The organism is Hymenobacter sp. HDW8, from assembly GCF_011305775.1.
In the GTDB taxonomy this organism is placed as follows: domain Bacteria; phylum Bacteroidota; class Bacteroidia; order Cytophagales; family Hymenobacteraceae; genus Hymenobacter; species Hymenobacter radiodurans.
This window is the reverse complement of the sequence record NZ_CP049907.1, coordinates 1,093,229-1,106,507: the sequence shown is the minus strand read 5'-3', so window position 1 is coordinate 1,106,507 and position 13,279 is coordinate 1,093,229. Positions and strand designations below refer to the sequence as shown.

Annotated in this window: 13 protein-coding genes; 3 read left to right on the top strand and 10 right to left on the bottom strand. The window is 52.0% G+C overall.

Annotated features, from left to right (window positions below; translation table 11 throughout):
• Positions 1-2: 2 nt before the first annotated feature.
• Entirely contained in the window at positions 3-554 is a 552-nt protein-coding gene (locus G7064_RS04540; protein WP_133272375.1) for an RNA polymerase sigma factor, read from the bottom strand.
• 138 nt (positions 555-692) lie between these two features.
• Here G7064_RS04540 and G7064_RS04535 point away from each other — a divergent pair, with 138 nt between their 5' ends.
• Positions 693-1,370 (top strand): hypothetical protein, encoded by a 678-nt coding sequence (locus G7064_RS04535; protein ID WP_166072640.1) that lies wholly within the window; start codon positions 693-695, stop codon positions 1,368-1,370.
• 193 nt (positions 1,371-1,563) lie between these two features.
• On the opposite strand, the gene G7064_RS04530 is transcribed toward G7064_RS04535, so the two are convergent.
• The 8 genes from G7064_RS04530 to G7064_RS04495 all read right to left on the bottom strand — a co-directional run bounded on the left by G7064_RS04530 (position 1,564) and on the right by G7064_RS04495 (position 9,664).
• Complete coding sequence (locus tag G7064_RS04530) at positions 1,564-2,253, bottom strand: DUF481 domain-containing protein (protein WP_166072639.1); 690 nt, start codon at positions 2,251-2,253, stop codon at positions 1,564-1,566.
• A 148-nt stretch (positions 2,254-2,401) separates the two neighbouring features.
• The gene (locus tag G7064_RS04525; protein WP_166072638.1) at positions 2,402-3,358 is read right to left on the bottom strand and encodes a transketolase family protein; all 957 of its coding nucleotides are present in this window, start codon (positions 3,356-3,358) and stop codon (positions 2,402-2,404) included.
• Between the two features lie 62 nt (positions 3,359-3,420).
• Positions 3,421-4,821, bottom strand: a complete 1,401-nt coding sequence (locus tag G7064_RS04520) for a vWA domain-containing protein (RefSeq protein WP_240935735.1) — start codon at positions 4,819-4,821, stop codon at positions 3,421-3,423.
• Between the two features lie 148 nt (positions 4,822-4,969).
• Positions 4,970-5,869 (bottom strand): transketolase, encoded by a 900-nt coding sequence (locus tag G7064_RS04515; protein ID WP_166072637.1) that lies wholly within the window; start codon positions 5,867-5,869, stop codon positions 4,970-4,972.
• Positions 5,870-5,915: 46 nt separating this feature from the next.
• On the bottom strand, positions 5,916-6,368 hold the full coding sequence (gene bcp, locus G7064_RS04510; RefSeq protein ID WP_166072636.1) for a thioredoxin-dependent thiol peroxidase: 453 nt from the start codon (positions 6,366-6,368) through the stop codon (positions 5,916-5,918).
• 12 nt (positions 6,369-6,380) lie between these two features.
• Complete coding sequence (locus G7064_RS04505) at positions 6,381-6,941, bottom strand: lipocalin family protein (RefSeq protein WP_166072635.1); 561 nt, start codon at positions 6,939-6,941, stop codon at positions 6,381-6,383.
• A 61-nt stretch (positions 6,942-7,002) separates the two neighbouring features.
• Positions 7,003-9,036, bottom strand: a complete 2,034-nt coding sequence (locus G7064_RS04500) for a M23 family metallopeptidase (RefSeq protein WP_166072634.1) — start codon at positions 9,034-9,036, stop codon at positions 7,003-7,005.
• Between the two features lie 13 nt (positions 9,037-9,049).
• Complete coding sequence (locus G7064_RS04495) at positions 9,050-9,664, bottom strand: fumarylacetoacetate hydrolase family protein (RefSeq protein ID WP_133272383.1); 615 nt, start codon at positions 9,662-9,664, stop codon at positions 9,050-9,052.
• 303 nt (positions 9,665-9,967) lie between these two features.
• Between G7064_RS04495 and G7064_RS04490 the strand changes: the two genes are divergently transcribed.
• The gene (locus G7064_RS04490) at positions 9,968-10,765 is read left to right on the top strand and encodes a M48 family metallopeptidase (protein ID WP_166072633.1); all 798 of its coding nucleotides are present in this window, start codon (positions 9,968-9,970) and stop codon (positions 10,763-10,765) included.
• Between the two features lie 23 nt (positions 10,766-10,788).
• Entirely contained in the window at positions 10,789-11,352 is a 564-nt protein-coding gene (locus G7064_RS04485; protein ID WP_166072632.1) for a hypothetical protein, read from the top strand.
• 154 nt (positions 11,353-11,506) lie between these two features.
• Here the strand turns inward: G7064_RS04485 and G7064_RS04480 are convergent, their stop codons facing one another.
• Positions 11,507-12,883, bottom strand: a complete 1,377-nt coding sequence (locus G7064_RS04480; protein ID WP_166072631.1) for a UDP-N-acetylmuramate--L-alanine ligase — start codon at positions 12,881-12,883, stop codon at positions 11,507-11,509.
• Between the last annotated feature and the right edge of the window lie 396 nt (positions 12,884-13,279).

Here is a 13,279-nt window from a genome sequence, read left to right as displayed (position 1 = left end):
GTTTAATCGGCGGAAGATTCTTCGGTAACGTATTGCTCAATCTTTTTCACAGCGTGGTGATAGGAGGCCTTCAGCGCCCCTACCGACGTGCCCGTGACGTCGGCCATCTGCTCGTAGGTCATCTCATCGTAATACTTGAGGTTGAACACCAGCCGTTGTTTGTCGGGGAGGCGAAGGATGGCTTTTTGCAGCTTGCGCTCTATCTCGTCGCCAGCCAGCAGCGGATCGGCTTCAATTTTGGCCGCTAGTTCGGCTCCCACGTCATTCAATGGCAGGAAAAACTTGCGGCGCTTACTTTGCAGAAAGCTCAGGCATTCATTGGTCGCAATCCGGTAAATCCAAGTGTAAAGGGAGGCATCCTGGCGAAAGTTGCCCAGGTGCTTCCACACTTTCACGAAGGTGTCCTGCGTGAGGTCGTCGGCATCATTGTGGTCTACCACCATCTTGCGCACATGCCAGTACACCTTCTGCTGATACTTGCGCACCAACTGATTGAAAGCCAGGTTGCGGCTGGCAGGATCTTGGAATTTGAGGAGGATTTCTTGATCTTCCAAGTAGGAGGGGAGGGATTAGGATCGGCGGTATTTGGCTGGTTAGATAATAGCGATGAAGCAAGGTTTAATTAGGCTATGAAAATTAGACGAATAGCTGGTATATTGGTGATGAAATAATGTTGTACAAAATTTAAAAAAATGGTAGACTATACTCAGATTATAGAATTTTTTATTTCAGTATCATTTATTACAGGTGCAATCATTTTTTTAGCGAAAAAGATTACAGAAAAATATTTAGAATCTAGAATTGAAAAATATAAAAATTCTCTTCAATTAGATACTGAAGCCTTTAAAAATGAGCTGAATTTCAAAACAGAAGCATTCAAGCATGAATTGCAAATATCTTCGACAGAGCATCAAATTAGGTATTCAAAGCTGTACGAAGAAAGGGGAGAGATAATAAAATTAATATATAATTTGCTTTTAGAATTAGAAAACTCTTTATCAGATCTTACAAGTATGTTTCAGGGTCCGGAGTGGAAAGATGATACGGAAAAAGATGATAAAGCAACTGAAAGTATCAAGAAAACGAGAAACGCATTAGAAGTAAACAGAATATTCTTTTCAATTGATTTATGTAGTAAAATAGAATTTCTGTTATCGGATAGTCAAAAGGTTATCCATGAAATGTTTATAGCGAAAAGGCTTGAGCAAAGAAACGAGAGATTCAATAAGAATAGAATGAGCTTGACCGAGGAAGAGTTACTGAAGCCAAGTAAAAAATGGATTGAGTTAAATGAAAAGGTGCAAAGTGAAACAAAGAATGCAAGAATGGATTTAGCTCAAGAATTTAGAAATCTCATAGGTGTATCATGAATTTTAATATTCGACTAAATAAATTTCGAAGCATTGTGGGCTTAATATATTGTTTTTTAGCAAATACTAATGAATGTATCTTTACTAATTATTATTTATAAAAAAAGCCTTTGTTATTTTATATGATTATATTGATTATTGAGTTGCAAGTGAAATAATATTATTTATGACAAATTATTCTATTGTATAGATATTACTTATTCGTAGCGTAAGAAAGCCCTAGTGTCACGTTCGTATTATCATTAAAGCGGCCTTCAATCACTCGGCTTTCATGGGTGTAATTATAGGTGAGGTTCGCAGCTAAGCGACGCGAAAGCTTGAGCGCAATAGTCGTTAAGTTGCTGAAGCGATAATCACCAAAATCGCTGAGGGAAGGCTGATAATAAGTGAGCGCGCTCAGGGTAATGATGCTGCGTGAGTAAGCTACCTTCAGCCGGGCAGAATTGCGGGTCGTAATGCGCTCCGTGCCATCCTGAAAATTGGTCGACTCGCGGATAATAAGATTGCTCACCGATATTTCACGTCCCAGCGAATCGGAGTAAAAGGCCCAGCCCGGCCCAGCTCCCAGTTGCACCCGACGGTCGATGCCGCGTAGGTTGCTGCTCTCGAAGCCACCGATGCCATAAAAGCGGAACCGTCCAAAGCGGTAGTAAGGCGTCGCGTTTAGGAGAAACTCCCTTTCCTTAAGCAGGCGGTCCTGCTTACCATAAATAAAGCTTCCACTCAAGGGCAGCCCTATATGCTCGCCGCGGGTGAAGGTGGCGGTGTGGGCTGTGGAGAGCAAGGTGCGGTTCACGCCCCCCGCGCTGTAAGCACCCGTTAGCTGGCCGGTATATACGATAAGCGTGGTGTCGGGGGCAAATCCTGGGCCTGGACGGAACAAGCGAGCAACACGAAAAGAAGGGTCAAAAAGCGCATAGGATGACAGAAAAATCAATGGCCGGCATTGAGGATGCCCCTTGGTTGGAGGTAAACAAAACAGTCCGACGCCATAGGGACGCCGGACTGTTTCAGTAATTTTTGGTTGAACTCTATTTTTTGCGGGCCATAACCCGTTCTACCGCCGCCACGATGTCATTCTCCATCAGACCGTATTTTTCCATTAGCTGATCGGGAGTGCCGCTCTCGCCAAAGGAGTCGTCGACGGCCACCATCTCCAGGGGAAGCGGCTCTTCACGGGCCAGCAGTTGGGCGATGCTGTCGCCAAGGCCACCGTTCATCTGGTGCTCTTCAGCCGACACTACGCACCGCGTTTTGCGCGCCGATTGCAGAATTGCAGCTGCATCCAGAGGCTTTATAGTGTGAATGTTAATGATTTCGGCATCAATACCTTTTTCGGCCAGAAGCTTACCCGCGAGGATAGCTTTCCAAACCAAGTGACCGGTAGCAAAAATGCTTACATCAGTTCCCTCGTTGAGCATCACGGCTTTACCGATTTCAAACTGCTGGTCGGCGGGGGTAAAGTTGGGCACTACGGGCCGACCGAAGCGTAAATACACCGGGCCTTCATGATCGGCAATGGCGATGGTGGCCGCCTTGGTCTGGTTGAAGTCGCAGGGGTTAATGACGGTCATGTGAGGCAGCATGCGCATCATGCCCAAGTCCTCCAGAATCTGGTGGGTCGCGCCGTCTTCACCGAGCGTAACGCCCGCGTGGGAAGCACAGATTTTTACGTTTTTGCCCGAATAGGCAATGCTCTGCCGAATCTGGTCGTAGACGCGGCCGGTACTGAAGTTTGCGAAGGTGCCCGTAAACGGAATTTTGCCCCCTATAGTCATGCCAGCGGCCATGCTCATCATGTTAGCCTCGGCAATCCCTACCTGGAAAAAGCGCTCGGGAAAATCTTTCTTAAACGCATCCATTTTGAGCGAACCCGTGAGGTCAGCGCACAAGGCTACTACGTTTTCGTTCGTTTTGCCAAGCTCATGCAGGCCGGCGCCAAAGCCTGAGCGCGTGTCTTTGGATTCGGAGTAGGGGAATTCTTTCATTATGAAGTAAGAGGTTGTAGTAACAGAACGAGCAATTCCCTTCCTTTTCAAGAAGGATACTTTTATTTCCCAAACATACTCACCGAAGTCGTCTGTCCGCTGCGGATGGTAAAATTCCGCACATCCGTAAACTGACTGCCGGTGGAGTTTTTGGTACGAAATACCAGGCGGTAGGCACCTGGCTGCATTGTCAGGTTGATTTTGCTGGTGGATTCAGGCAGGTTATAAATCCAGGTTTGCGACTCGTCGTCGTTGAGTTGATAAATACTTCCGTAGCCCGCCAGATCCGTGACAATGTTCAGCGTGCCGGGCGCCGGGTACGTCACCATTGTTTCCTGACCTTGTTTGATCGTGACGCGCCGGATAATGCGCGGCAGCGTAAGCACTTCCACTTCATAATTGCCCCCCAGCAGCTTTTGCCTGCTTCCAAAAGGCAGCGCCACCACTGTGGCCTCCTGGCCCTGCGCCCGCACCACCGCCTGAACCGTGCCGTAGGGATTAGGCGTCATGTTTGGCCCCTGCAAGCGGAGCGTGCCCTGCGGCGTTTTGTAAGTCAGTAAGTTGGCTTGGCCCGGCTTTATTTTCAGGTCGGCTTGGCGCACGGGTGGCACCGTATTAATAATGAGGTCGTAGGACTGAAGCGCATCGATGTCGAGCACATCGGGCTGGCCTTTGGCGTCGCGGTAATGCACGTAGTTGTATTCGGGCTGACCAGTGGCGCTGTTGATGAAGGTCATGTTCACGTTGCTTTCCACGGGCTTGCCATCGGCATCGGTGAGATTTACCCGAACGGTCGTTTTTTGTAGAGTCTGGGTAATAACATTGTCAAGTACTGAGCGAAAGGTCTTTACATCGGCCGCATTATAATACTGGCCGAGACATTCGAGCTGCTTGCCAAACTCTTTTTCGGCCCCGATGCCAATGACAAAGGGCTTCAAAAAGATATGCTTGCGCTGCAAGGCCAATGACGTAGCACACGGGTCGCCCTGGCAGGATTCGAGGCCGTCGGTAATGAGAATGAGCACGTTACGGGCTGTTTTATCAGCCGGAAAGTCGTTGGCCGATTGCAGCAGCGAATACGTGATGGGCGTATTGCCGCGCGGTTGCAGGGTCTGCAACTTGGCTTTAATGGCCTGCGCATTTTTGGAAGCGAAGGCTACTTCTAGGCGGGAATCCTGACAATTATTTTCCTCCCGACTGTACTGATGGCCGTACACGCGCAAACCCAATTCCAGGTTTGGGTAGGTGTTCAGTGAGTCTACCATCTTGGCCAGCAGGCTCTTGGCAACTTCCATGCGCGGCCGGCCTTCCCACACTGCCCCCATGCTACCCGAGGCATCGAGCAAAAACAGGATGCGGGTAGTGCGAGGCTTTGCGGGGGGCAAATTCTGCGCGCACAATGGAGTTGTGAGCAACAAAATGCCCCCCAGCAGTATTCCGCACATGCACCGGAGTTGGCTCATAAGCAGGCGGCTAAGTTGAACGTCATGCAGCACAGCACGAAGCATCTCGGGTGCCTAGTAAGCGTAGTAGCCTCACATCAGCACGCGAGATGCTTCGTGCTGTGCTGCATGACGTTCAATTTTATAAAGCCCAGACTGCAGCTCGGATTTAATAATCTGATGCTTCTTCTACCAAGAGCTGCTGCAAAGCTTTCTCCAATTGTTCATCGTTGGGAGCTACGCCGTGCCACTTGTGCGAGCCCATCATGAAGTCGACCCCTGCGCCCATCTGCGTATCCATCAGCACCATAATGGGTTGTTCCTGACCGAGTAGTTGGCGCGCTTCTTCCAGCGTAGCAATAAGCTTTTCGAGGTCGTTGCCGTCGGTTTCGAGTACGCGCCAGCCAAAAGCTTCAAACTTGGCGCGCAGGCTACCCAGGTTCATAATTTCTTTGGTAGATCCGTCGATCTGCTGACCGTTACGGTCCACGATGGCAACCAGGTTGTCTACCTTGCGGTGCGGCGCGTACAGGGCCGCTTCCCATACTTGGCCTTCGTTCAGTTCGCCGTCGCCCATGAGCACATATACCGTGCGATTGTCTTTATTGAGCTTTTTGGCTTGAGCCGCCCCAACGGCAACGCTCAGTCCTTGGCCCAATGAACCTGAGGCGATGCGCACGCCGGGCAGGCCTTCTTCCGTGGCAGGGTGGCCTTGCAGGCGCGAATTGAGCTTCCGAAACGTAGCTAGCTCACTGACCGGAAAGTAACCCGAACGCGCCAGAACAGAGTAGAATACCGGCGAAATGTGCCCATTTGATAGAAAAAACAAATCCTCATCGTGGCCTTCCATCGAGAAGTCTGGGTTGTGCTTCATGATGCGGAAGTACAGCGCCACCAGCAGATCGGTGCAGCCCAGCGAGCCGCCGGGATGGCCCGAATTCACGGCGTGAACCATGCGTACTATGTCGCGGCGTACCTGCGCGGCAATCTGTTTTAGCTCAGCAATGCTTTTTTCGCGCTGAGCGGGCTGAGTTTCGGTCTGTATGTTGGCGGAACTGGACTGCGACATATAATAGGTTTTGAGAGGAGGTTTGGAGCGAAGATAAGGGGTGAAATTATGCGCCAAGCAGCTGAGCCGCGTGATTATTGGTGTCTACTTTCGTTATTATCTTTTCGATGTTGCCCTGCTCATCTATCAGAAATGTGTGGCGCATGGTGCCCATATACTTGCGGCCGTACATCGATTTCTCCTGCCATACACCGTAGGCTTCCACTATTTTCTTGTCTTCATCTACCAATAGCGGGAAGGGTAGGTCGTATTTGGTGGCAAATTTCTGGTGCGACTTCTCTCCGTCGATGCTTACGCCTAATACCTGAATGCCAGCGGCGCGTAACTCAGCCTGGTTGTCGCGCAGATTGCAGGCTTGGGCCGTGCAGCCTGAGGTGTCGTCCTTAGGGTAGAAGTAAAGCGCGACTTTCTGCCCGCGCAGGTCTTGCAGGCGAATAAGGTTACCGTTTTGGTCGATGGCTTCGAAATCGGGGGCGGGTTCGCCAGGCTGAAGAGACATGGGGGGCAAATATTAGGTTAAGCTGGTTGCGGGTTGGGGTGTGAAGATGAGCTTTTCTGTCGGAAAGCCGGCAGCTTGCGCCACTGCAATTAGTTGCTCACGCACGGGCTGAGCCAGTTGGGGTGTGCGGCTCAGCAGCCACAGATTCTCGCGGCCGGGCTCCCCTACCAGCACGTATTGGTATTCAGGGTCGAGATCTAGAATCCAATAATCGCCTTCGAAGGGCCAGAAAAAGCTAACCTTGAGCTTGGCGTTCGTGGCAGAATCCACTACGCGGGCCACGCCACGCACTATCTCCAGCGAGCCGGTTGGGCTGCCTTTGCGGCAGCTGTTCACCACAGTTACTTTTCCGTCCGGCCGCAGCGCATATTCAGCTGTCACGTGCTGGCAGCCTTTTTCAAAACGAGTAGGAAGGCGGGCGATTTCGTACCAGACCCCCATGTAACGCGCCAAGTCGACGTGCTCAACTACAGCCAGCGGTGCCCGACGACGGTTCCGCGAATACACCAGGCCGGCCGCGGCTACGGTAACAGTGGCGGCGGCAGCAAAAAGAATAGGTCGACGGGTTTTCATAGGTTCGTGTTTGATGAAAAATGTGCTTGGGCATGGCTACTTTTTGCCCCCCAGCGCACGTTTAAATCTTGAATTGCAGAACTTTCTCATTGCCGGCCTGATCGGTTAGGCGTAGCTCAGCTTCGCCGGCCAGAGGTACCGTTTTGTCTTTCGGATCGGTGAATAAGGTAGCGTTTTTGTATTCGTAGCGCAGCATGCGCCACTGCCCGTTCACCAGCAAGCGGTAGCTACTCAGCCCCGAAAGATTATCTCCTACTATGAACGTGAGGCCTGCCGGCGACTTGCGCACCAAGCGCGCCGTAGGAGCAAGCGTATCGGTCAGTATGCGGAAGGAGCCGAACGTTTTCACCGGGAATGTAATCTGTTCACCATCCCATTTGCCCCCCTGATAGATGCGAGCGCCTTTGTAGTTGATCATGTACACGGCCGAGCGGGTTTTGTCGGCCACGGCCACGGGCGGCTTCAGGGTAGCTTGCAGCGGCTTAAATAAAGGCGTGCGCGCATTATGTATTGTCCAGAGTCCTTCTTTGTAACCGTTTTGCAGATACAGGGTATCAAACAGCGTAAGGGGAGAGAAAACCAGATTCTGGACTCCGTTGGCAAAGGACTGCTCCGACGCGGCCGGAATAAGAGCTTTCGGCTCGAAGGCCTTCGTCAGTTGCCCGAAGCGAATAGAATCGGGCAGGCCGGCCCGCAGATCGTAGAGGTATACATTCTCACTTTGCACCGTGTAGCTCGGCACGACCTCGAGGCGGCGGTTGCCGCGCATCAGCGTAATATTTGCCCCCTGGCGGCTGGTATCCGGATCGGTGGCCACTACCTTGAGAATATTGCGGTTGATATCGTAGCGCAAGGCCGGCTTGCGTACGCTGGCATTGCGGGTTTTAAAGTAAGCCGGCTTCTGGCCGCGCAGCACAAACGAGAAGGGCGTGGTATTTCCATACGAGTCGCTCATTCGCACTTCAACCGTGTACAGCGCCCCATCTTCTACCCGCAATTTGCCCTTGTTGCCGTTGGTATTATAGATTGGCAGCGTATTGCCATCATCCACGAAGAGCTTTTCGAAAGTGCGGCCGTTTGTCTGTTGCCACTGATAATCAATGTGCTGCGAAATTTGGCGGGAGTCGCTAAAAGGGACAGCGTCGATAACATGACGATAGTGAGGCTGTCCATTTACACGCACTTCCACCCGTTGCAGGCCATTGCGGTTAGTAGCGAAATCGAAGCGGTCGAAGCCTTGGACAAACAAGCCCACGGTGCCAAAAGCTGTGATGGTATCGGGGTGGGCGTAAGGCGTGCCGGGAGTTGAAGGCGTGGGGGGCTTTTTAGGCGTAAAAACTGCCTTTTCGAAACGTCCTTGCACGCGGGCCTCAATACCGAGGGGCTCTACGGCAAAGGCCTGCAACGTAGGTTCTATGTGGTCCTGAATCTCCGCAAAACCCCCGAAGCGCAACGGATTTAGCTGTCGATCTTCCGCGTCGCGCACCTCCCAGTGCAAGTGCGGGCCACCCGAGCCACCCGTGTTGCCCGACATGGCTACAATATCGCCGCGCTTTACCACGAACTGGTTTGGCGTTGGAAACAGCTCCAGCTCAAATGTTTGTTTGGCGTACTGCTGCTGGCGAAGGAAATCTGCCACCGGCCCTTCGAAAGTGTTGAGGTGACCGTATACCGTCGTTAGCCCGTTGGGGTGAGTGATATACAGCACATTGCCATAACCGAATGCCGATTGCTTTAGCCGCGATATGTAGCCATCGGCGGCGGCGTACACTGGCAAACCAATGCGACCATCGGTTTTAATATCCAAGCCACCATGAAAGTGGTTGGCCCGAATCTCTCCCATGCTGCCCGTCAAAAAGTTAGGCTTGCCTGGCTTAATGGGAAACATGAAATAGTCGGCCGGTACGCTGTCCAGCGGCGTGATGGGCCGGGTGGCCTTGACTTCGGGCGCTGCTTTCGCCGCGCTGCGCGCCGCAACCGGCCCATTGAACGGGGCCGGCCGCAGACTCATAGCCGCCAAGGCGGCCACTCCGGCTACTACAGCTACCCCACTCAGCTTTACTATTTTATTACTGCCTCGAACTTGGTACTGCACAATTTTAAACGCTTTACTTAACAGCAACATCCAACAACTTTTCGTTCTCTATATACCCCTCCAGCCGGTCGCCAATATGCACAGGACCCACGCCGCTGGGCGTGCCAGTAAAAATCAAATCCCCCATTTTTAACGTAATAAAGCGGGATATGTATGCAATCTGGGCGGCAAAATCGTGTAGCATCATGCCGGAGTTCCCCTGCTGCCGAACTTCACCATTAACTTCCAGTCGGAAGTTGATATTGCCCAAATCAGCAAATTCAGTCACGGGCTTAAAGGTGGTAGAAAGCGGCGCTGAGCCATCGAAGCCCTTCGCTAACTCCCACGGCAGGCCTTTCGCTTTGGCTTTGCTTTGCAGGTCGCGGGCCGTGAAATCAATACCTAGCCCGATAGCATCGAAGTAGTTGGAGGCAAACTGAGGCTCGATGTTCTTTCCGTTCTTACAGATGCGCATCACCAACTCAATTTCGTGGTGAATATCCTGCGAGAAATCGGGGTAAAAGAAGGGCTGATTTCGTTGCAATAAAGCTGTATCGGGCTTGGCGAAGATGACAGGCTCGTCGGGCGTTTCATTTTTAAGCTCAGCTATGTGTTCGGCATAATTACGACCGATGCAGAGTATTTTCATTTCTGTATGATGCTTAGTGACTTGAGCTTAGCCTGCCAGCCTGAAGTTTGCCCTCAGTAAAGGCTACTCCCGCAGCCGTAGGCGTGTGCAGCCAAAATTAGGGCTATTTCTGTGGCGTAGGAAATAAATAAGGCTTCACTCACCATTGGAACTACTAAGGCCAAGCGGTTAGCACTAAACATTTACCCTAGGCGCTATCGTATAGGCTGAAGCTACTAAAGCTGGGCTGTAAGGCGGTTTGGCCTTATAAATGCTAAGCTTTGGGAGTTAAGTGCCATTTTATTCCAAAGCAATCTCACTGTCATGTTTAAAAAGTTTCTTGTAGCCAGCTGTCTGTTTGTGGCAGTAGGCTGCTCTACCGTTCCAATTACGGGTCGTCGCCAGCTTAGCTTGGTGTCTGATGCCGAGATAAATACCCTGGCCGCCCAGCAATACCGCGAGGTTATCAGCCAAAGCAAGCTTTCATCTAATTCTACCCAAACGGCCATGGTACGGCGGGTAGGACAGCGCATACAGCAGGCCGTAGAAACATATTTTCGTCAGCAGAATGCGCAGGATCAGCTATCTGGCTATGCTTGGGAGTTTAATCTCATTCAGGACGATGCGCAGCAGAATGCCTGGGCAATGCCGGGGGGCAAAACGGCCGTGTATACCGGTATACTGCCTATTACGCAAGACGAAAATGGCCTTGCCGTAGTAATGGCTCACGAAATAGCGCACGCCGTAGCCAAGCACGGCAGTGAGCGGATGAGTCAGGGTTTGGTGCAGCAGCTCGGCGGTCAGGCCTTGGGTGCTGCCCTTTCAACCAACTCCGCCACCACCCAGCAAGTAGCTTTGCAAGCCTTTGGCGTAGGCTCGCAGTTGGGCCTGCTTCGTTACGGCCGCAACCAAGAGTCGGAAGCTGATCGATTGGGCCTTATATTTATGGCTATGGCGGGCTACAACCCCGATGGAGCCGTTGGTTTCTGGCAGCGCATGGCTGCCCGTGACAATGGAGCGTCGCCGCCTGAGTTCCTCTCCACGCACCCTTCCAACGAAACGCGCATCAGCGATATTCAAAGCCTGTTACCAGAGGCGCGTAAGTATTACAAAGCGCGCTAATCCGCCGCTACTGTCTGTATCAAATGAAATTTGCCCCCCAGTCTTTCGTGCGTCGAGTGTTGCCCTTACTTGTTATGCTGCTGGCTTCGCTGGCAGCCTGTGAAACCAGTAAGCGCGGTATTCCAGAAGTCAATGCTGCGGACGGCACTGATCTAGAACGGCGGCAGTTGGAAGTGAGCAGTAAGCTGGTAGGGCGAGTAATTGAGGGCCAAATAGAGTACGTGGTGCCCCGCGCACAGCTCGCAAATGGCTTCATCCGGCAGTTCAACGACGGTACCGTTGTTGACAAAACCACCATCCGCAAGGTGCAGGGCAGCCCCAAGGACAAGGCTATTTATTATCTGGTGGGCATGGGACTGCGCAATGGTATGTACCGCGCTATGGCTATTCCGCTGGAAACCTCCACCGACAATAGCCTGTACCTGCGCTCCAATGCCGAACGCTATATCGTGACGAGTGTGGGGTGTACGTTCTGTTATTTCTCTTTTGAGAAAAGCCGCATAACCGGTACCGAATGCGAAGAAAACACCGGTGGCAGCCGCTGCGACCTGGAGGTGGAAAGCAACAACAATTTCTTTCCCCGCTAATGAGCCGCAAGTGGATAATTCGTCTCACCCTGACCGCGTTGGCTCTGCTGCTAACCACTGATAAGCGTCCGGAAAAGAAACCCACCAACGACAAATAGAAAAGGGCCGCTACGTAGCGGCCCTTTTTTAGTAACTGGTATTTACTGGCCTCGGGTTACTTGGTCACGGCCTCGGCAAGCATATTCAAATCCAAGCCGTCAAATGTGCCCGACGACATCATCAACAGGTTGGCATCGGTCCAATTCTGCTCGTGCAGGAAAGCGGCGAGGGCCCGGCTGTCGGTAAATACGCGCAGATCAGGGCGCTCAAAGGCGGCTGTTACCTGCTCGGGGGGCAAATCGGGAAGACGCTTATGGGCTAGCACCTGCGGATTGAAGTACACGATGGCCACATCGGGCGCGTCAAAAGTATGGGCGTATTGGGGCAAGAAGGCTGGATTGAGGCTACTGAAGGTATGTAGCTCCAAGCAGGCCACCAACCGCCGGTTCGGAAACTGCTTTTTTAGTGCTGCCGCGGTGGCTTTGAGCTTGGAAGGCGCGTGCGCGAAGTCCTTATAAACTACCGAATCGTGGCCAGCGCGCACTAGTTCCAGGCGGCGCGCGGCGCCTTTAAAGGTGGCCAGCGCCTCAAAAAAATCTTTGCCCTTAATGCCTAGCTGCTTACAGACCTCTTTCGCGGCCGAGATGTTGCGCAGGTTGTGGTCGCCAAATATCTGGATTGGAATCTCGTCGTCTTTCTTGGTAAGCAGAAAAGTCTTGCCGTCGCGCACGACATGCTCGTGCGGTCCGTAGCCGATGTACTTCACGTCTGGGTCAGTGGGCACGCTCACCAGCTGCACCTGCTCGTCGTCGCGGTCGTAAATGAGCACGCCGGCTTTGGGCGTCATTTCGGCGAAAATGCGGAACTGCTCGCGGTAGTCTTCCTCGGTCGGAAAAACGTTGATATGGTCCCAGCTGATACCCGAAATAACCCCGATGTGGTGCTGGTACAAGTGGAACTTCGGCCGCCGGTCAATGGGAGAAGAGAGGTATTCGTCGCCTTCAATTATGATAATTGGCGCGTCGTCCGTTAGCTGCACCATCAAATCAAATCCTTCCAGCTGAGCGCCCACGGCATAGTCAAACTTGCGGCCGTGATGGCGCAACACGTGCAGAATCAGCGAGGTAATACTTGTTTTTCCATGACTGCCCCCAATTACTACCCGCTGTTTATCGCGGGAAGCTTCATAGATGAACTCCGGGAATGAGTAGATCCGAAGCCCAAGCTCCTGAGCGCGCAGCAATTCGGGGTTGTCGGCCCGGGCGTGCATGCCCACAATCACGGCATCGAGGTCAGTGGTTATCTTTTCCGGAAACCAACCCTCGCTGGGGGGCAAAATTCCGGCGGTAGCCAAGCGACCATGAGCGGGCTCAAAAATTTCGTCGTCAGAACCGGTTACCTGAGCGCCGCGACGATGCAGGGCCAGCGCCAGATTATGCATAATGCTTCCCCCGATGGCAATCAGGTGAAGACGGTGGAGCGCGGTGGGCATGGGGGGCATTTCTGAGATATAGAAGCAATGATAAATCGGCGAAAAGCCGGCCGGCAAAGGTACTAGCCCAACTCAGAAGTTGATGCTCAGTGGGTATAGTACTTGGTTCGGGCCGGGATGAACGAGCATCTCAACTGTTACAAAGGCAAATGCCATAATTTTTATCAACATCAGATAGCGAAAAGAAACCGTTTTTCCGTCTGCTAATTATGAAAATCTGCCCCTAGATTTGCACCCCTTTGAGCGTAAAAAACAGCCAGCATCGGGAGCGCAAGCAACAATAAATCCTTCGCGTTGCGAACCAAATCCTTCCAAAGCTGACTACCTTGTACAACACCCAGTGATGAACGACCAGATGAATGAGCGCGTAAAGTTGCAGGCCTCTCGAGGCATCGC